Source organism: Veillonella sp. KGMB01456, from assembly GCF_023051165.1.
In the GTDB taxonomy this organism is placed as follows: Bacteria; Bacillota; Negativicutes; order Veillonellales; family Veillonellaceae; genus Veillonella_A.
In genome coordinates this window covers 19116-38007 of record NZ_JALKIG010000021.1, presented here as the reverse complement: position 1 = coordinate 38007, position 18892 = coordinate 19116, and the positions used below count along the sequence as shown (strand labels likewise).

Annotated in this window: 20 protein-coding genes; 18 read left to right on the top strand and 2 right to left on the bottom strand. The window is 42.3% G+C overall.

The genetic code is table 11. The annotated features are described in order from the left end of the window. Positions 1-236: 236 nt before the first annotated feature. Complete coding sequence (gene tpx / locus MXE28_RS07315) at positions 237-752, bottom strand: thiol peroxidase (RefSeq protein ID WP_021841871.1); 516 nt, start codon at positions 750-752, stop codon at positions 237-239. Positions 753-1023: 271 nt separating this feature from the next. On the opposite strand from tpx, the gene MXE28_RS07310 reads away from it, so the two are divergent. From MXE28_RS07310 to MXE28_RS07250, 13 genes are all read left to right on the top strand, one after another. Next, on the top strand, positions 1024-2769 hold the full coding sequence (locus MXE28_RS07310; RefSeq protein WP_226974397.1) for an ABC transporter ATP-binding protein: 1746 nt from the start codon (positions 1024-1026) through the stop codon (positions 2767-2769). After that, positions 2766-4544 (top strand): ABC transporter ATP-binding protein, encoded by a 1779-nt coding sequence (locus MXE28_RS07305; protein ID WP_247240000.1) that lies wholly within the window; start codon positions 2766-2768, stop codon positions 4542-4544. Before MXE28_RS07310 ends, MXE28_RS07305 begins: the two co-directional genes overlap by 4 nt. A gap of 2 nt (positions 4545-4546) precedes the next feature. After that, positions 4547-5326, top strand: a complete 780-nt coding sequence (locus tag MXE28_RS07300; protein ID WP_247239999.1) for an RNA methyltransferase — start codon at positions 4547-4549, stop codon at positions 5324-5326. Then, positions 5326-6105, top strand: coding sequence for a nickel pincer cofactor biosynthesis protein LarB (larB, locus tag MXE28_RS07295; protein WP_247239998.1), 780 nt, complete (start codon positions 5326-5328; stop codon positions 6103-6105). The genes MXE28_RS07300 and larB overlap by 1 nt, the downstream gene beginning before the upstream one ends. A gap of 4 nt (positions 6106-6109) precedes the next feature. After that, complete coding sequence (larC, locus tag MXE28_RS07290) at positions 6110-6556, top strand: nickel insertion protein (RefSeq protein WP_247239997.1); 447 nt, start codon at positions 6110-6112, stop codon at positions 6554-6556. Between the two features lie 245 nt (positions 6557-6801). Further along, positions 6802-7656 (top strand): ChbG/HpnK family deacetylase, encoded by an 855-nt coding sequence (locus MXE28_RS07285; RefSeq protein WP_247239996.1) that lies wholly within the window; start codon positions 6802-6804, stop codon positions 7654-7656. Next, positions 7653-8675, top strand: coding sequence for a lysylphosphatidylglycerol synthase transmembrane domain-containing protein (locus MXE28_RS07280; protein WP_247239995.1), 1023 nt, complete (start codon positions 7653-7655; stop codon positions 8673-8675). Before MXE28_RS07285 ends, MXE28_RS07280 begins: the two co-directional genes overlap by 4 nt. Further along, positions 8668-9117, top strand: coding sequence for an ACT domain-containing protein (locus MXE28_RS07275; RefSeq protein ID WP_127058088.1), 450 nt, complete (start codon positions 8668-8670; stop codon positions 9115-9117). The genes MXE28_RS07280 and MXE28_RS07275 overlap by 8 nt, the downstream gene beginning before the upstream one ends. Before the next feature lie 121 nt (positions 9118-9238). Further along, positions 9239-10528 carry a homoserine dehydrogenase gene (locus tag MXE28_RS07270; RefSeq protein ID WP_247239994.1) on the top strand — a complete coding sequence of 430 codons (1290 nt, stop codon included), beginning with the start codon at positions 9239-9241 and terminating at the stop codon, positions 10526-10528. Between the two features lie 12 nt (positions 10529-10540). Continuing rightward, positions 10541-11455 (top strand): homoserine kinase, encoded by a 915-nt coding sequence (gene thrB, locus MXE28_RS07265; RefSeq protein WP_021841861.1) that lies wholly within the window; start codon positions 10541-10543, stop codon positions 11453-11455. A gap of 153 nt (positions 11456-11608) precedes the next feature. After that, positions 11609-12472, top strand: a complete 864-nt coding sequence (gene htpX, locus MXE28_RS07260) for a zinc metalloprotease HtpX (protein ID WP_021841860.1) — start codon at positions 11609-11611, stop codon at positions 12470-12472. An 11-nt stretch (positions 12473-12483) separates the two neighbouring features. After that, positions 12484-12894: a nucleoside-diphosphate kinase gene (gene ndk, locus MXE28_RS07255; RefSeq protein WP_021841859.1), complete on the top strand. Its 411-nt coding sequence runs from the start codon at positions 12484-12486 to the stop codon at positions 12892-12894. Between the two features lie 33 nt (positions 12895-12927). Then, entirely contained in the window at positions 12928-13434 is a 507-nt protein-coding gene (locus tag MXE28_RS07250; protein ID WP_021841858.1) for a cob(I)yrinic acid a,c-diamide adenosyltransferase, read from the top strand. 143 nt (positions 13435-13577) lie between these two features. Here the strand turns inward: MXE28_RS07250 and MXE28_RS07245 are convergent, their stop codons facing one another. Then, a complete protein-coding gene (locus MXE28_RS07245; protein WP_021841857.1) occupies positions 13578-13919 on the bottom strand; it encodes a hypothetical protein in 342 nt (113 codons plus the stop codon). A gap of 116 nt (positions 13920-14035) precedes the next feature. Here MXE28_RS07245 and cobU point away from each other — a divergent pair, with 116 nt between their 5' ends. The 5 genes from cobU (at position 14036) to MXE28_RS07220 (ending at position 18888) form a co-directional block, all read left to right on the top strand. Then, entirely contained in the window at positions 14036-14611 is a 576-nt protein-coding gene (gene cobU, locus MXE28_RS07240; protein WP_021841856.1) for a bifunctional adenosylcobinamide kinase/adenosylcobinamide-phosphate guanylyltransferase, read from the top strand. Then, positions 14611-16134, top strand: a complete 1524-nt coding sequence (locus MXE28_RS07235; protein WP_247239993.1) for a cobyric acid synthase — start codon at positions 14611-14613, stop codon at positions 16132-16134. The genes cobU and MXE28_RS07235 overlap by 1 nt, the downstream gene beginning before the upstream one ends. Further along, positions 16134-17111, top strand: a complete 978-nt coding sequence (gene cbiB / locus MXE28_RS07230; RefSeq protein ID WP_226974394.1) for an adenosylcobinamide-phosphate synthase CbiB — start codon at positions 16134-16136, stop codon at positions 17109-17111. Before MXE28_RS07235 ends, cbiB begins: the two co-directional genes overlap by 1 nt. After that, positions 17108-17848, top strand: a complete 741-nt coding sequence (gene cobS / locus MXE28_RS07225; RefSeq protein WP_021841853.1) for an adenosylcobinamide-GDP ribazoletransferase — start codon at positions 17108-17110, stop codon at positions 17846-17848. Before cbiB ends, cobS begins: the two co-directional genes overlap by 4 nt. Positions 17849-17979: 131 nt before the next feature. Beyond that, positions 17980-18888 carry a GHMP kinase gene (locus MXE28_RS07220; protein WP_021841852.1) on the top strand — a complete coding sequence of 303 codons (909 nt, stop codon included), beginning with the start codon at positions 17980-17982 and terminating at the stop codon, positions 18886-18888. The last annotated feature ends 4 nt before the right edge of the window (positions 18889-18892 follow it).

The window sequence follows — 18892 nt, the reverse complement described above, 5'->3', positions numbered from 1 at the left end:
CAAGGATATTTTCAGAATTGTTGATTTTGGAAATATCCTTGTTTTAATTGAAAAGAGAGCTGTAACTGAAATGTGAGTTAAAAAACTCAATTTCGTTACAGCCCCTTTTTCATACAAAAATAGGCGCTTATAGGGTAAATAGGGTCTTATAGAGCTCAGTGGGTGAGGACCTATAGGACAAAAAAAGAGTGCCGAGCCAATGCTCGACACTCTATGTGAGTTAATTAAGTTAATCCTTAGATTAATTTTTTAACAGCATCAACAGCTGCGTCAAAGTTAACGGAGCTTGTTACTTCCGGAACATATTCAACATAAGCAACTTTGTCGTCTTTACCGATAACAACGATACCGCGAGTTAACAAACGAAGTTCTTCAATCAAGAAACCGTATGCTTCACCGAAGCTTGCATCTTTGTGGTCGGAAAGGGTGATTACGTTATCAACGCCGGCAGCACCGCACCAACGTTTCTGAGCGAATGGAAGGTCCATGGAGATAGTCAAGATAACTACGTCGTCGGAAAGCTCAGTAGCTTCTTTGTTGAACCAACGAGTCTGTGCGTCACAAACGCCGGTATCAAGGGAAGGAACTACGGAAATAATTTTTACTTTGCCTTCGTAGTCTTTCAAAGTTTTAGCGCCTAAGCCGTTATCTAAAACAGTAAAGTTAGGAGCTGCGTCGCCAACTTTTACTTCTTTACCTAATAATGTCATTGGATTGCCTGCGAATGTAATTACACCGGTACGTTTTTCCATAATGAATAACCTCCTAAGATTAATTCAAAATTTAATGTTTAATTTATCTGACAGAGAACAATTTTCACTGCCTCGTAAAGTGGAGACGGTTATTTTTATAAATGCCGTACAACTCCGCTTACCATATTAAGTATAGCATGATAGAATTTATAAGTAAAATAAAAATTGATGATTTTCGATGTGATATAAACTATGTTACAATATAGAAGTAAAATATATCATTTTATTTTTATAGATAAAATAAAAAATCTAACTATTCTTGGAGACGATAATGAAAAAACTGACTATTTTTTCACAATTTTTTAAAGGTTATGGGCCCGTCTATTTGCTGGGCGTTTTGATTCTGATTACGATTAACATTCTGTTTTTATATGTTCCGCGCCTCATCGGGGAAGCCATTAACACCTTATATTACGGTAAGGAAGGCCTTACTACATATATAGGGTACTTTTTTATGTTAGCTATTGTTATCACTGTGCTAAAATTTTCATCCCGACATTTGCTGTTGGGGTCCATTCGTCGCTTTGAATTTTTACTGCGTCGTCGTTTATTTGATCACGCATTATATATTCCTACTGCCTATTATGAAAAAAACGGCCCCGGTAAGGTTATGGCCTTAATGACCAATGACGTAACATCCTTGCGCGTTTCCTTAGGCCTGGGGGTAATGATTTTAGTAGATGCCATCTTTTTCGGTATTTTTTCATTCTTCTTGATGGCTAAAGAAATCAGCGTTTCCTTGACGGTACTTACCTTACTACCGATGCCGTTTATTCTGACCGGTATGCTCACCGTGAGTCGCCGCATGCGTAAGCGTCAAAAAGAAGCGCAGAATACGTATAGCGACTTAACGGAGTTCGCTCAAGAGCTATTCCTCGGCATGCCGGTGATTCGTGCCTTTAACCGTGAAATGCGCAGTTTATGGCGTTTTAATAACATTAACAAGGTGAATTATGACAAGAACATGCGTGTTGCCTTCCTTGATTCAATCTTGGCACCGCTCACTTTCGTAGCTCCTTTTATGTGTCACGCCATCGCCATTTTTATCTGCGGTCGCTTAATCATTGCCAATGAAATTACCGTAGGCGATTTCGTAGCAGTCAACGGCTATTTGAGCTTAATTATCGGCCCAATTATGGGTATTGGCTCCTTGTTATCGGTTCTTCAAAAAGGGTTGGCCTCTTTGGATCGTATTTACGATTTCCTCATGATTGAAGAAGAAAAACCAACCGACGAGGAACGGGAGTTACCATTGACCACACTTACCGTTAAAGATTTAACCTTTACCTATCCGGAAACAAAAGTACCTATGCTTCACGACGTAAACTTAACGATTAAACCGGGTGAATTTATCGGCATCGTCGGTGGACCGGGGTCCGGTAAATCTACGCTATTTAAATTGCTATTGCGCTTACACGATACGCCGCAAGGCAGTATTTATGTGGGGGACGAAGATATTACGTCCATGCCGCTTCAAGTGCTGCGTCGCAGCATTGCCTATGTACCGCCGGAACCATATTTGTTAGGCACTACTATCGGTGAAAATATCGCCTTTGGGGAAGCGTCAGATCATACGCTGGAACTTTCCCAAGCGGCTGAACGAGCGGCTTTAACTCGTGATTTAAGCGAGCGCCTGGCGCCGGCGGCTAAACGTCTAAAAGAAGGGGGCACCGATTTATCGGGCGGTCAAAAACAGCGTGTTAATATTGCTCGCGGTCTTTATAAAAATGCACCGTACTTGCTCCTGGATGATAGTTTTTCCGCTTTGGATACCATCAGTGCCGGTACGATTATAAACACCTTACGCCAAGGTCGTAATCAAAGTTTATTATTCATTTCCCAACGTTTGGAAGCACTCCGCGAAGCGGATCGCATTATTGTTTTTAAAGAAGGTACCATTGTCGAAGAAGGTACTCATGAAGCGCTTATGGCCAAAGAAGGCGAGTATTATCGCTTATATGCCCAGCAGCTTGATGAACCGCTTATCGGTGTAGCTGAGGAAGGAGGGGACCAATGAGCAAGCAACATACCAGTTCCTATACGGTACAGGAAGAAGCGCAGTTAACGAAGCATCAAGATATCTTGCTACTAAGCCGTTTAGGTCAATATATAAAACCGCATTCCTTCCTGCTTTTGTGGGCAGCGCTGTTTTTATTGATTGCCATGGGCCTCGACTTACTGCGCCCGCTTTTGATGAAAACCGTAATCGATACGGCTTTTCCGCAACGAGACATCGGCATTATTACAGAGTATGCCGGTATCTACTTTATGACGATATGCTTCAGTATTATTGCTTTGTTTGTACAAAATTATACATTACAAAAATTCGGTCAAAGCATTATTTTTGAAATTCGAAATATAGTATTTTCCAAGATTTTAGCGCGCACACCGGCTCATTTCGGGCAATTGCCAATCGGTAACTTGGTTACCCGGGTAACCAATGATACGGAATCACTGCGCACTTTGTATACCGACGTAGTGTTAAAATTGGGCAGCAGTGTGCTCATGATTATCGGTATTTTAATATCCATGTTTGCCATCGACGTAAAATTGGCGTCCTTAGTCTCCTTACTGGTGCCGATTATGGCGGTTATTATTTTTATTTATCAAAAATACAGCCGTAAAGCGTTCCGCGGTGTCCGTACCAAATTGGCGGCTTCCAATACGTCGGTGCAGGAGATGCTCAACTTCATCGTCATTATTAAATCCTATGTGGGTGAAAAGATTATGGCGAAGCAGTATGACCGCATCAGTCGTGAATTTTTAGAAGCCGGTTTATTCGAGGTTAAAACCTTCGCCATCTTCCGTCCGATTGTGGACGGCTTACTGTTCGTCATTTTTATCGCTATTTTCAGTTTTACCAATTGGTTCGATTCGGTGACGGAAGCAGGTACAGTATTTGCCTTCATCCAATATATGGATAAATTTTTCCAGCCGATTAAAGAAATCGCCGAAAAATATAATAACTTGCAAAGTGCCTTAGCCGGTGCGGAGCGTTTGGTGCCGATTATTAATGAAGAGTCCGACACGACCATTGAAGCAGTGGCGATTCCGGAAGAGTTTAAAACGATTAACACCATTGAATTTGACCATGTGTGGTTTTCCTATGATGATTCCGATAATTATGCCTTAAAAGATATTTCCATTGCCATCGACGGTGGGCAATTTGTAGGCATCGTAGGACCGTCCGGGGGCGGTAAATCTACCTTGATGAGCTTATTAATGGGCTTTTACCGTCCTACTAAAGGTACGATTCGCATAAACGGCTATGATACAGCCGTTTATGCACCGGCTGTCTTGCGAAAAGTCATGGGCTATGTATTCCAAGACAGTCATTTGTTCAAAGGGACTATTCGTGAAAATCTCTCCCTCTACGATGACACAATTCCGGAAGAGAATCTCATAAAAGCGGCTAAAAAGGCCCATTTGCACGCTATGATTGAACGATTGCCGCAAGGCTATAATACGCCGGTTGGTTATTTAGGTTCTTTATTATCCACCGGTCAGAAGCAGTTGTTAGCGTTAGCTCGCGTCTTGGTGCGCGATCGCAAGGTTCTTATCTTTGACGAAGCAACCGCTCATATTGACAGTCATACGGAACAATTGATTCAAGAATCCATTGAAACGATTCGCGGTGAAAAAACGATTATCAGCATTGCCCATCGTTTATCGACTATTCGTTCGGCTAATTGTATTTATATGATTAAGCACGGACAAATTGTAGAGCAGGGGGATTATGAATCATTAATTGCACAAAAGGGTGAATTCTTTGCACTTTGGGAGGCGAAATAAGGTTGGAGCTCATTACGTCAAAAGATAATAAAACATTAAAATATGCACAATCTTTGCAGCGCAAAAAATACCGCAAATTACATGGTGAATATTTAGCGGAAGGTCTTCGTACCGTAAGTGATATGATGGCCACGGGATTGGTAACTACGATTTTTGTAAAAGAAGACAGTAACTGCGAGTCAATAATATCGGAGGCGGAGCAACGAGGCATCAAGTTATGGTCGGTGAGCAGTGATTTGATGCATACCATCGAATCTACCGTTAACGGCCAAGGCATCGTTGCCATTGTGAAAAAGCAAACTCATGATATTAACGATTTAGTTATTACCGATGGTTTATATGTGTTACTTGATGAAGTGCAAGATCCCGGTAATTTGGGGACTATTATTCGTACCGCTTTAGCGGCCGGTGCGAAGGGGCTCTTTTTAACTAAAGGCAGTGTAGACCCTTATAATGAAAAGACTGTTCGCAGCACCATGAGTGCCATCACTAAAATACCGATTTTTGAGAATGTTACCATGGAAGATGTGGCGGGTCTAATGAAAAACAGTCAGTTAACGGCCTATGCCACCGCCTTAGATAATGCTGAGGCTATTCAAGATGTAACATTTGCGAAGCAAACCTTATTATTTTTAGGCAATGAAGCAAATGGGCTCAGTGAAGCGTGGTTCAACATGGCCCATAATCGGATAACTATACCTATGTACGGACCTATTGAGTCCCTTAATTTATCGGTAGCGGCCGCTTTATGCATGTATGCAGTGAGAGAGAGTTGGTTATAATGAATGAACAGGACATCAGCCAAATTTTAAAAGCTTATAAAAACGGTTCCCTTGAGTTAGAAGAATGTAAGTCATCGATTACCGAATTGATTAGTCAAGCGGTCCAAAAAGAAGAACGGTCGCGCAATTTACAAGATGCCGTACTCGATTTGGATCGAGCCAAACGACAGGGTTTTCCCGAAGTGGTCTATTGTGAAGGTAAAACCGATGAACAGTGTATTACGATTCTAAAAGAACTGAATTTACACTACGGTACGTATATGGGCACCAGAGCGAGACAGAGCATTTATGATGCGTTAAAAACGGTCATTCCTGAAATTGAATACGATGAAACGAGTCGCATTATTTATCGTCATAGTGATAAAGTCATACACAATGAGGGCCGTACTATTGCGGTAGTAACAGCGGGGACAAGTGATATTCCAATCGCCGAAGAAGCAGCGGTAACCGCGGAGCTTATGGGGAATGAAGTGACTCGCATTTATGATGTGGGCGTAGCGGGCATTCATCGTCTGTTTCATCGTTTAGATGATATTACATCCGCCAATGTCGTTATTGTAGTAGCGGGCATGGAAGGTGCTCTGGCCAGTGTCATCGGTGGGCTTGTGACGAAACCGATTATAGCCGTGCCCACCAGTGTAGGCTATGGCGCCAACTTTAAAGGCTTAGCCGCCTTGCTATCTATGTTAAATTCTTGTGCCGCCGGAGTCGGCGTAGTGAACATCGATAACGGCTTCGGCGCCGGCCGTTTGGCTCATATGATTAACAGTCAGAGGTGAATGTATGAACTCACAATTAATTCAAATTGAAGCCAATATCGACAATATGAATCCGGAACTGTATGGTCCCTTATTGGATACCTTGCTGAAGGGCGGTGCCAATGATGCGTGGTTAACCCCTATTATTATGAAAAAGGGAAGACCGGCTATTATGCTCAGTGTGTTGGCACCGAAAGAACAATTAAAAGATATAAGCCGATTGATTTTTGAAAATACCACCACTATCGGTTTTCGATATTTTGAGATAGACCGTGTAATCTGTGAACGAGAATTTGAAGAGATTTTTTACAAAAATCAAAAGATACATGTAAAAAAGGCATTTCACGACGGAAAACTGGTGAATATTTCCCTTGAATACGAAGATTTAGCTAACGCTGCACTTGCATTAAATATTCCTATAAAAATTTTAGAAAAAGAAGTGTGGGCCACCTTAACAAGTCCCGTATTTTAGTGTAAAATATAGTCTCTCGTACTAATTATTTAAAATTCAAGATGAAAAGTATCATCTGTCGTGGTTTGATACATCATTACGGTAAATTTTATAGTCATATTATCAGCAGTTCATTAATTGTTTATAATTTTTTCCTAAAATTAGTGTGTAATAGTAAAATTCCACTATACACTACCAATAGACATATGTTAAAATAACATATATCCTCTTTAAATGATTAAGTATTAAAAAAGTAGAAGGTGCATATGATACGATTAATTGTTAATGCCGACGATTTCGGCTTACATCAAGCCGTTAACGAAGGTATCATTAAAGGGCACAAAGAGGGGATTATCACAAGCACATCGTTATTGGCCAATGGCGATTCTTTTGACGAAGCAGTTGCTATGGCTAAGGAAAATCCTCGTTTGGGGATTGGCGTCCACACAGCCCTTGTGGGTGGTCTTAAACCACTAAGCGGTGCCGACAAAGTACCGAGCCTCGTTGACGAGCACGGTCGATTTTTTACCTCCTATCCGCAATTCATTAAGAAAGCGGTATCGGGAGATATTAATTTTGAAGAAGTTTATCAAGAATTAGATTTACAATTCGAAAAAGTGGTATCCTCCGGACTTGCCATTACACATGCGGACGGGCATCAGCACTTGCATGTATTGCCGCAAATTACACCGATTATGACTTCCTTATTGAAAAAATACGGCATTAAAAAGATGCGCATTCCTGCGGAAGATCGTTTTTTCCGCAACGGAATTAATCAATGGGGACGCTTTGCCGGTAAGGTAGGTTTGGCGGAAGTGGCCGATAAAGCATACACCTTTTCAAGTCGTATGGGTATTTGGTCACCACGTTATTTCTGGGGTATGATGAGTGGCGGCCAGCTCACGGAAGAACGATTAATGGAAATTTTTCATCGTGTAGCCGGTACTCGTGGCAGTCATGAAATTATGACCCATCCCGGTAATAATGATCGGGTTCTCAATGCATTATTCCCTTGGGATTATCACTGGGAAAGTGAGTTAGCCGCTATGTGTGCGGAACCGGTAAAAGAGTTTATCAAGTTCCATCAGATTCAGCTTCTCAATTATGGTGAATGTGAATGAATAAGATGCTCAAGCGAGGCCTATTGTTAGGGCTTTTGCTACTGGTTATTTCAGGGCTCACTATTTATTTCACCATTGATTTAAACGCGTTACAAACTCTGGAAACCTTTAATATTACATCCCTGTTGTTGGCCTTGATTGCATTGGCTGTGGGTATGTATTTTGACGGTTTACGTTTACAGCGGTTAGTACAAATGGGCGGCTATAAATTACCGATTAAAGCTATTTTACGTGTTATATTCGGTAACTATTTTATGGCCATGCTGACACCCGGTGCCAGCGGCGGCGCGGTGGCTCAGGTTTTAATCCTTAAGAGTTACGGTGTACCCGTTATGAAAGGGGCGCCGATTGTACTGATTCGAACCGTATTTTCTATTTTGTTCTTAATTGCTATGTTACCGGTTATATTTTTACACGGCTCCATAACAATTCCTTACATCAGCAACGAAGCTTTGATTCAGGTATCATTTATTATGGTACTTTGTACAATTTTTGGCTTATATCTGTTGCAGACCAATTTAATGAAACGATTTGTTTACATTGTAGCCGAACGGTTACAAAGTGGTCATCCTAAAAGTTGGTTAGCCAAATTAGCTGAGTTAAATGAAGGGTTTAGCTTAATCTATGCCAGACCATTTCAGTCCATAGTGGTTTTCATTGAGTCCGGTTTAAGTCTTATCGCTTTATATACGATAGCACCGGCACTTATGATGGCCTTTACATGGGATATACCGATTGTGGAAGTCCTCAATCGCATGATTTTATTAAATCTTATTTTGTATTTTGCCCCTACACCGGGTGGTACAGGTGTAGCCGAAGGTTTGTTCGTTTATTTGTTTGAGTCATTTTTGCCGTTAGGGACTGTCGGAATTGTCGCAGTTGGCTGGCGTGTAGTGGCTGAGTATTTGCCGTTTTTCATTGGCATGTATTCCGTATTTACCCTCTACGGTCGTCAATTTGTAGCCGGCGCGGCAATGACTGATGAACAGGAAAAAGATGGAGGTAATAACATTGGCTAAGTTAAAGAAAGACAAATTTTATTTGGTTCAAGAAGACATTCTTCCTGAAGCCATTAAAAAGACGATTAAAGTAAAAGAAATTTTAAAATTAGGCGAAGCTAAAACGATTAACGAAGCTGTTGAACGCATGGATTTAAGTCGTTCCGCCTACTATAAATATAAGGACTATGTATTCCCGTTTTACGAAATTGCCCAAGGTAAAATCGTATCTATTACGGTTTCCATGTCTAATGATCCGGGCATGTTATCCAGCATCTTACGGGCTATTGCCGAAAGTAACGGCAGTATTTTGACAATTAACCAGGATATTCCGCTTCAAGGCATTGCTAACGTAACGATTGCCTTTGAAACCAAGGATTTGTCCACTACATTAGAAGAATGTTTGGATAATATCCGTAGTATCCGCGGTATCTTAAAAGTTGAAATTTTAGGTCAGGCTTAATCGAAACAGATTGATCACTCATTTCAACATTAAAGAATATGGCTAATAAAAAAGAAAAATAGGCTTAGCCCCGACTTATTTAATAGGCCGGGGCACTCTTATAAGAGAGAGGGAGAAGAAGATGGAACAAGTTAAGGTCGCTTTACTGGGATTTGGGACCGTAGGGCAAGGAACATTTGAATTATTAGTTAAAAACCGTGATTTAATCACTAATCGCACCGGTGTATCGATTCAAGTCAGCAAAATTTTCGTGCGTAATGCTGAAAAATACAGCCACATTACGTTGCCGGAAGGTACACAGTTTACGAATGATGTAGACTCGATTTTTGAAGATTCGTCCATTCAAATTATTGTGGAAGTTATGGGCGGTGTGACTTTCGCCCGGGATTGTGTTGAAAAAGCTCTAAAAGCTAAGAAAAGTGTAGTTACAGCCAATAAGGATTTACTGGCTGAAGCAGGTCCTTATTTATTGGATTTAGCCGGTAAAAACGGCGTTGATTTGCGTTACGAAGCCAGCGTATTAGGCGGTATTCCGATTATCCGCACCCTCTATGAATCCTTAGGGGGGAATAAAATTACGGAAATCGTTGGTATTTTGAACGGTACAACTAACTTTATTTTGTCCAACATGACTGAAAAAGGCGCCGGCTATGCCGAAGTATTGGCGGAAGCACAGGCTTTAGGCTACGCCGAAGCAGATCCGACAGCCGACGTGGAAGGGCTCGACGCGGCTCGTAAATTGGCTATTTTATCATCTATTGCCTTTAACCGTCGTATATTCTTTGAAGACGTATCCGTAGAAGGGATTACTAAAATCGACGCTATGGATATTGCCTTTGGTAAAGAATTCGGTTACACCATTAAATTGTTGGGTATTGCCAAAGAAACGAAAAAAGGTTTGTCGCTTAATGTGCATCCGTCCTTTATTTCCAGCAATCATCCGCTCGCGTCGGTACGCGGTTCCTATAATGCATTATATGTTAAGGGCAACGGCATCGATGACGCCATGTTCTATGGCCGCGGCGCCGGCAGCTTGCCAACGGGCAGCTCCGTCGTAAGTGACATCATGGAAATTGCCAAAAATATCCAAACTAACCACCTTGGTCAGTTAAAACCATTCTATTTCTCCGAAAAGAATCTATATGCGTCCGGTAAGATTGAATCGTCCTACTACATTCGCATCTTAGTAGACAACTCCACCGGTGTTTTGGCAAAAGTAGCATCAAAACTGGCGGAGCAGCGTATTTCCGTACAAGCCGTAACGCAGCGTAATGAAAGTGAAACGACCTCTACGTTAGCTATTGTTACATCGTCCTGCCCTCGTTCGTATATTTCAAATGTAATCGATGCGTTCAATAATCTTCGCGTCGTTCGTGAAATCGGCAGCGTTATTCCTATTATGACTGATTAGGAGGCAATGCAGATGGATACAATTACAGTTAAAGTACCGGCTACCAGTGCCAATTGCGGCCCCGGATTTGACTCTCTGGGGCTCGCCTTGGAGCTTTATAATACATTTACCTTCACGCCCGATAAAACGGCCAGCGCCAACACATATACCTTTTCCGGCTTTGATGCCGATACGTTGGCCAAAGAAGATCAAACTTATAATTTAGTGGGGCAGGCCATGCAAGCTGTATTTCAACAAGCAAGCTCCGAACCTATATATGGTAACGTTCACAGTGAAACGGTAATTCCACCGTCCCGTGGGCTCGGTAGCAGCTCCACGGCCATCGTAGCGGGTTTACTCTTAGCGAATCGCTTGTTGGCAAAACCACTTACAACGCATGAACTCTTAGTCTTAGCCAACGACATCGAAGGACATCCGGATAATGTGGCGCCTGCTTTATTGGGTAATCTTGTGTGTGCCGTCAATGATCCGAAAGAACTTTTATATACAACCGTGGCCTTACCGGAAGAGTTACTTTTCGCCGTAGTGGTACCGGAAGTGTCTGTTTCAACGGAATATGCCCGGAGCGTTTTGCCAAAGACTATTGCTCATAAAGAAGCGGTGGCTAATGTAAGTCATGCCACTTTATTTGTTACGGCCTTATTGCAACATAAACTGGATTACTTGCGCATCGCTTTGGAAGATTATCTTCATGTGCCATACCGCAAAACGCTCATTCCTCATTGTGAGGACGTGTTTGAGGCCTCTCGCAAAGCAGGTGCCTATGGCGCCACTATCAGCGGCTCCGGCTCTACCTTAATTGCCTATTGCCCGCGCTCAACAGCACAAACCGTAGCCACGCGTATGGGTGATGTGTTTAATAACAATAATATTCCATGCCGTACTTATGTGCTGAAAGCCGATACGGTAGGGGCTCGATACATATGATAAATGTTTATAAAATTGCCAAATGAAAGCAATTACTATATAATTATACTGTGAATAGAATGTTACTAAAATCAGGAAACAAGTCTATTCATCAGGACGTAGCTTACTGAGTAGCAAGCTACACATTTATCTTAAGAAAGAGGCAAAACAAATATGAATAATGTTAAGACTGCTGTTTTACTGGCATTGATGACGGGGTTATTGATGGTGATCGGACAGTTGGTCGCCGGACGGGCCGGTCTCATGACAATGTTCCTTATCTCCATGGCTATGAACTTCTTCAGCTATTGGAATAGCGATAAGATTGTACTTAAAATGTACAATGCACAGCAAGTTTCGGGCACGGACAATCCGGAATTATACAATATGGTAGCCGGTTTGGCCAAACGCGGTAATTTGCCGATGCCAAAGGTGTATATCATCAACTCCGATGTGCCGAATGCATTTGCCACAGGTCGTAATCCTGAGCATGCAGCGGTAGCAGTTACGACAGGGATTATGAATCTCTTGACGGATGATGAAATCGAAGGTGTACTGGGTCACGAATTAACTCACGTTAAACATCGCGATACCTTAATCAGTACTGTGGCTGCCAGTCTGGCCGGTGTAATTACAATGATTGCCAATATGATGCAAATGTTTGCTATCTTCGGTAGCAGTGATGACCGTGAAAGAGGCAATCCAATCGCAATGTTGGCTACCATTATTTTGGCACCGATTGCGGCTGCCTTAATTCAGATGGCGATTTCACGTTCCCGTGAATACCTCGCCGATGAAGGGGGCGCCGAAATGAGCGGCAAACCATTAGCTTTAGCTTCGGCCTTAGCTAAAATCGATTATTACGCTAAACATGGCATGTTGCCGGGCGGCGAAGCTCAGCTTGGGCCAACAGCTCACATGTTCATCATTAACCCGTTGGGAAGTGTGAAAGATTTAGCAAGCTCACTTTTCAGCACACATCCAAGTACAGCATCTCGTATTGAAAAATTAAAAGAATTAGCAAGTCGTATGCGTTAGGAGGCAGTCTTATGGAACACACGTTAGTACTCGTAAAACCGGACGGAGTGAAAAAGAAAATTTGCGGTGAAATCTTGGCTCGTTATGAGCGCAAAGGTTTGACAATCAGCGCTTTAAAATTATTGCAAGTACCGCGTGAGTTAGCCGCTGCCCATTACGACGAACATAAAGATAAGCCGTTCTTCCAAGAATTGATTGATTTTATTACGTCCGGCCCGGTTTTGGCTATGGTACTTAGCGGTGATAATGCAGTTGCTGCCGTTCGCCAGTTAAATGGCGCCACAGATCCGTTAAAAGCTAATGCCGGTACTATTCGCGGCGATTACGGTTTGGCTATTAATGAAAATGTTGTTCACGCATCGGATGCGGTAGCAACGGCAGAACGTGAAGTTGCCCTTTGGTTCCCTGAATTCAAAGCGTAATATATCTTTCTTTTTACAAATGAGGTGATTAGTATGAGTGGTAAAGTATATACTAAGACTGGCGATAAAGGTTCTACATCTCTTTACACGGGTGAGCGTCTTTCCAAAGCATCCCTTCGCGTAGAAGCGTATGGTACGGTTGATGAACTTCAATCTGTATTAGGTGTTGCGCGTGCTTTTTCTGAACATGAAGATATTCAGCAGGTTATCTATGATATTGAAAAGGAATTGTGGCAGCTTATGGCGGATGTGGCCAGTCTCGGCCAAGAACCGAATATCACGGATGCTCATATTGAAAATTTAGAAAAGATTATTGACAGCTATGATGCTAAAATGGAACCGCTCACTAAATTTATCGTACCGGGCGACAAAAAAAGTTCCGCCTTATTGCATCAATGCCGTACGGTAACTCGTCGTGCCGAACGCGCTTTATGGCGTCTTGCCGAGTCCGGTGAAACCGTTCACGATGTGGATATTCGCTATTTAAATCGTTTGTCCGATTGCTGCTATATGTTAGCACGTGCCGAATTTGAACTATAAGTTGGTGGCAGTAACTTCATAAAATTTGACACGTGAATACGGTCACCAATATAAAAAAGCTATGTTACCGAATTATTCGCGTAACATAGCTTTTTCTTTTGTTATATAGATAGTTTTAAACTAAGCGATTTAGTAATAACTGACTATTGCTGGTCTATGGTGCCTTTATTGAGCACATCTTCGGGACTTGGATAGTAGAAGAAGACCGTCATGATTTCATAATTAAATTTTTCACGAACTTTCGCCGCTAAAATAGTTTCGAATTCGATGAGATTATTGGGATCGAGAGCGCCGTCTTCAACAAGTACCAATAACTGTGGGTCCACTTCGGGGGCGTTATCCGGCAGTACTTCACGACTTAAGGGAATATTAACGATAACGCGAGCCGTTGCTACGTACTGATCATTTTGATCGGTAACCACGGCACGATATGTATTTTCCCATAAAGTGGCCATTAATTTTACAAACAAGTTTTTCATTTCCATAGGTATACACTCCTTATCAGTCTTTGATTTATTGTATACTTATTCTAGAAATAATTTCAAGGGTTTATGATATACAAAATCCTTTAAATTTAAATGTAAGGGAGAGGATATTTCTCATGTCGATAGTAGAGAGTCGAATTATATTGTGCACCGGCGGGGCACGCAGCGGTAAAAGTGAATTTGCGGAGCGACTCGTTTTATCCTTGCCCGGTCAAAAAGGCTACGTTGCAACGGGTCAGATTTTTGACGATGAAATGGAAGATCGCGTCAGAAAACATAAAGCACGGCGCGGTAATATATGGCATAATTTTGAGATTCCTTATGACATAACCGCTTCATGGTCAAAGATTTTAGACAGCTGCGACGTTATTCTTATTGATTGTTTGACTATGTATGCCACTAATGCTATGCTAAAAAAAGAGCCTCAAAATCAAGCTGAGTGCAATGAGTTGGCAGATTCATTAGTAGCTGAGTTCAAAGAACTCATAGATGCAACGCATAAAGCCGATAAAACAGTAGTTTTTGTAACGAATGAATTGGGTCTCGGAATTGTTCCGGAAAACAGAATGGCTCGATTCTTCCGTGATATTGCAGGCTTATTAAATCAAACTGTGGCCCAAGCGGCCGATGAAGTATATTTAACAATCAGTGGCATTACCACAGAGCTAAAGGCTAAGGAGGTTCATATATAATGGCAAAAAAACTCATGTTCCAAGGAACCAGCTCAAATGTAGGTAAAAGTATTTTAACGACGGCGCTTTGCCGTATTTTTTATCGTCGCGGCTTAAAAACAGTACCGTTCAAAGCCCAGAATATGGCTTTAAATTCCTATGTAACACGCTGGGGCGATGAAATCGGCCGGGCTCAAGTGGCACAGGCGGAAGCCGCCGGCATTGACCCGATAGTACAGATGAATCCCGTATTGTTAAAACCTACAGGCAACCAGTCCTCCCAAGTGGTTCTCATGGGGAAACCGGTTGGTGTATACAGTGCCAAAGAATACCACACCCATTACTCCTTAACAGCTCTCGATAAAGTAAAAGAAAGTTTGGACTTTTTAGATAAAAATTTTGACATGATTGTCATCGAAGGTGCCGGCAGCCCTGCGGAAGTTAATTTAAAGGCTAACGATATCGTAAACATGCGCGTAGCTAAAATGACAAATTGTCCGGTTATGCTCATAGCCGATATTGACCGTGGTGGTGCTATTGCGTCCATCGTGGGAACTTTAGAACTATTGGAACCGGAAGAACGGGATTTGGTAAAGGGCATTGTAATTAACAAGTTCCGCGGTGACATTAATTTATTAAAACCGGCTCTTGATTTTATCGAAGAACGTACGGGTCGCAAGGTAGTGGGGGTAATTCCGGCCATTGACAATTTGGATATTGACGAAGAGGACTCCGTAGCCCTTGAAAGCAAACACACCACCATTAACCGTGAAATTACCATTGCGGTTATGCAAACACCTAAAATTTCCAATTTTACCGATTTTGATGCGTTAGCTTATGAGCCGGATGTAGCAGTACGCTTTGTAAAACCCGGTGACGCTATCGGCGAACCGGATATGGTCATTTTACCGGGTTCCAAAAACACCTTGGCCGATTTAAAATATCTCGAAGATCGAGGCTATGCTGAAGATATTAAAGCTCTTGCCAAAAAGGGCGTACCTGTATTCGGTGTGTGCGGCGGCTATCAAATGCTCGGCGAAAAACTCCATGATCCGGACGGTGTGGAAGGAGATATTCCGGAACTTAACGGCCTTGGTTTATTACCGACGGAAACAACTATGACGGGCACGAAGATGACCCATCAAGTTTCGTTTAACACTACTAAATTGCCATTCCTGGGCATCGATTATAGCGGTGAAAATTTACGCGGCTATGAAATTCATATGGGGGACACCCACGGTGTGGGTACTGTGGCTGATTGTTTTGCCATAACGTCTCGCAGCGAAAAACCGGTAGCTGTTATGGATGGTTTCGTCAATGAATCAGGTCTTGTTATGGGGACCTACATTCACGGCATTTTGGATAATGACAGCTTACGTCGCCAAATCTTGAACGCCTTACGCAAGCGTAAAGGGCTCGAACCGCTGGACGAAGTGTTCCATTACTTTGAACATAAAGATGCGGCCTATAATCGCTTAGCTGATATTGTGGAAAAACATCTTGATATGGATTATATCGACAAATTATTAGAGGAACAGGCATAATGGACTGGTTTCTACATAATGCATATTATTTCATTCCTTTGTGGGCCTTTTTACTGGATTGTATTGTGGGTGACCCAAGAAGCCGATTCCATCCGGTGGTCCTCATTGGCGATGTTATTTCTTTCTATGAAAAATTTCTCTACGGCGAGCGTGACAGTAATGGGAAAAAGTTGTTATACGGCGGTTTAACTGTACTTTTAACATTGTTAACAGTGACTGTTATAGGCTTTCTACTGATTTTAATTGCCGGCACAATCAATCCGTGGGTTGGCTATGCCATGCAGGTCATTATCGTATATATTACAATCAGTCCGCGCTCATTGGCGGAAGCAGGGCTTGAACTGGCTCAATTGTTGCGTAAAGGCGATTTACAAGAAGCCCGTCGTAAGGTAGGCTGGATTGTAGGTCGTGATACAACCGAGCTTGATGAAAGTGAAATTACTCGTGCTACCATTGAAACGGTGGCGGAAAATACGGTGGATGGCATTATTTCACCTTTATTGTTCTTTGCTGTTTTCGGTCCTTTAGGTGCCTTATTTTATCGAACAGCCAACACCATGGACTCCATGTTGGGCTATAAGAACGATAAATATATGTACTTCGGCCGTATAGCGGCACGTTTTGACGACGTTTTAAATTGGCTGCCCGCTCGCATAACATTTCTCTTATATACGTTAACTGCCTTTATTTTACGTCATGATTGGCGTAACGCGTGGCGCATTGGTTTACGTGATGCCAAGAAGCATCCGAGTCCGAATGGTGGCTATGCGGAAGCGCCGGTAGCCGGGGCACTTCATATTCGTCTCGGTGGTTATAATAAATACGGCGACACCATGACATTCCGTGCCTATATGGGGGATCCGGACATGAAAATGCGAGGTGTTCATATTCAAAAAACGATTGGCATGATGTATGTTTGTTCTTTACTAGGCGTTGTTATCAGTGCCGTATTAACTAGGATTTTGGTGATATTATGAAGTCATTTTTTATTGGCTTACAGTTTTTAACACGTTTAAAATTGGTCAATCAGACGGAATGGGACATTTACGACTTTGGTAAAAGCGTCGTAACCTTTCCGCTGGTAGGCCTTGTTATCGGTGCCTTCATGGCTCTTATTTATTGGCTGTTGGTACCCTATATACCGATTACGTTATTAGCTTTATTATTGGTTGTGTTCGAGTTTCTTTTTACCGGCGGCTTACATGCGGACGGGTTCATGGACACCTGTGACGGTCTTTTTTCAGGTCGCGATCGTGAACGTAAGTTGGAAATTATGAAAGACAGCCGCGTCGGCTCAAATGGTGTCGTTGGCTTTGTTTTTCTTACTTTATTGAAATGGCAATTAATCGCCCATGTCAATCCAACCATACTTTTACAATTTTTATTCTTTATGCCGATTATCAGTCGCTATTCCTTAGTGCTGAGTATTCGACTCTTTCACTATGCTCGTCCCGAAGGGATGGGGAAGGCCTTTGCCGTATATTCACCAAAGCAAACCCTTCTTTGGACAACACTCATTGCCTTATTACCGGCTGTATATTTCCATTGGCTCTACGCCATCTTCCTCGGTTTAGGAATTTTGATCAATTTAGTGTTAAATTCCTATATTTCCAAACACCTTGGTGGCGTAACCGGCGATACGTACGGCTTTGTCATTGAGTCATCGGAATTATTATTGGTATTGGCCGCTGTTGCTGTTGGTATTACTTTATAGTTATCATTTATAAGTAATATTTTTAGTATCAAAGAATTCTTTGTATTGTAACACGGCCTCAAACAAAACTTTTACAATGTATTTACATTGATTTGTGTTATTTTGTGTATATTAGTATGGAGGAACGACAGGTGTCATATTATGTACGAGCACCAGGGACATGCGGTGAGTTTTTGCAAGGGTCCATTGATGGTCAACCGTTTTTGGTTACCTGTCCTATTAATCGCTATTCCTATGCGTTAAGCGGAGTAAAGCAACCGCTTAGACCTTATTATTGTTCGCTGCAACCAAAAGCAGCTTTAGCAGCCCAAAAAGTTATCAATTCTTTTGTAGCTGAAGGCACCCTGCCCAATAGTCCGGCTGTACAGCGTGCTTGGCGTAGTTCTGTTTATGTGCGTTCCGATATTGCCCAGGGAAAGGGTATGGCATCCAGCAGTGCCGATATTAGCGTAGCCGCCATGGCTACGGCTTTGGCTTACGGACGAGCGCTAACCTTGGAAGAACTAAAAGAGATTTCTTTAAGTATCGAGCCCAGTGATGCTTCTTTTTATCCCGGGGTAGTTCAGTTTGACTATATCAAGGGAAAAATAACCGAGCCCCTTGGCAAGTGTCCGCCTATGAAAATCATGATTTTTGACGAAGGCGGCGAAATTGATACAGTCAGTTTCAATGCGCAGCACGGGCTTCATGACCTGATTGCCGAAAAAGAACCGTACATCAAAGAATCATTGGCTCTTTTTAAAGAAGGGATTGCCACCCATAATGTATCTTTAATCGGCCAGGCCGCCACCTTAAGTGCGTTTGCTAATCAGCGTATTTTACATAAACCATTATTGTATGCGTTGCATGAAATCGGTAATCATTTTAACAGTGTAGGCACGATTATTGCCCATAGCGGCACAATTATGGGACTTTTATTCCCCACCGACGGGGCACCGCTGGCTGATTGTCGCGCCGCTGTCCATCAGGAATTACCGGATTTATTATATTTAGATACCGTCGAAACAACCAACGAAGGTATCACCTTTATGAAGCGTTAGGAGG

Excerpts from the sequence above, each read along its gene's own strand:
- tpx (WP_021841871.1), bottom strand. The coding sequence starts at position 752 with ATGGAAAAACGTACCGGTGTAATTACATTCGCAGGCAATCCAATGACA.
- MXE28_RS07310 (WP_226974397.1), top strand. The coding sequence starts at position 1,024 with ATGAAAAAACTGACTATTTTTTCACAATTTTTTAAAGGTTATGGGCCC.
- MXE28_RS07305 (WP_247240000.1), top strand. The coding sequence starts at position 2,766 with ATGAGCAAGCAACATACCAGTTCCTATACGGTACAGGAAGAAGCGCAG.
- larB (WP_247239998.1), top strand. The coding sequence starts at position 5,326 with ATGAATGAACAGGACATCAGCCAAATTTTAAAAGCTTATAAAAACGGT.
- larC (WP_247239997.1), top strand. The coding sequence starts at position 6,110 with ATGAACTCACAATTAATTCAAATTGAAGCCAATATCGACAATATGAAT.
- MXE28_RS07285 (WP_247239996.1), top strand. The coding sequence starts at position 6,802 with ATGATACGATTAATTGTTAATGCCGACGATTTCGGCTTACATCAAGCC.
- MXE28_RS07280 (WP_247239995.1), top strand. The coding sequence starts at position 7,653 with ATGAATAAGATGCTCAAGCGAGGCCTATTGTTAGGGCTTTTGCTACTG.
- MXE28_RS07270 (WP_247239994.1), top strand. The coding sequence starts at position 9,239 with ATGGAACAAGTTAAGGTCGCTTTACTGGGATTTGGGACCGTAGGGCAA.
- thrB (WP_021841861.1), top strand. The coding sequence starts at position 10,541 with ATGGATACAATTACAGTTAAAGTACCGGCTACCAGTGCCAATTGCGGC.
- htpX (WP_021841860.1), top strand. The coding sequence starts at position 11,609 with ATGAATAATGTTAAGACTGCTGTTTTACTGGCATTGATGACGGGGTTA.
- ndk (WP_021841859.1), top strand. The coding sequence starts at position 12,484 with ATGGAACACACGTTAGTACTCGTAAAACCGGACGGAGTGAAAAAGAAA.
- MXE28_RS07250 (WP_021841858.1), top strand. The coding sequence starts at position 12,928 with ATGAGTGGTAAAGTATATACTAAGACTGGCGATAAAGGTTCTACATCT.
- MXE28_RS07245 (WP_021841857.1), bottom strand. The coding sequence starts at position 13,919 with ATGGAAATGAAAAACTTGTTTGTAAAATTAATGGCCACTTTATGGGAA.
- cobU (WP_021841856.1), top strand. The coding sequence starts at position 14,036 with ATGTCGATAGTAGAGAGTCGAATTATATTGTGCACCGGCGGGGCACGC.
- MXE28_RS07235 (WP_247239993.1), top strand. The coding sequence starts at position 14,611 with ATGGCAAAAAAACTCATGTTCCAAGGAACCAGCTCAAATGTAGGTAAA.
- cbiB (WP_226974394.1), top strand. The coding sequence starts at position 16,134 with ATGGACTGGTTTCTACATAATGCATATTATTTCATTCCTTTGTGGGCC.
- cobS (WP_021841853.1), top strand. The coding sequence starts at position 17,108 with ATGAAGTCATTTTTTATTGGCTTACAGTTTTTAACACGTTTAAAATTG.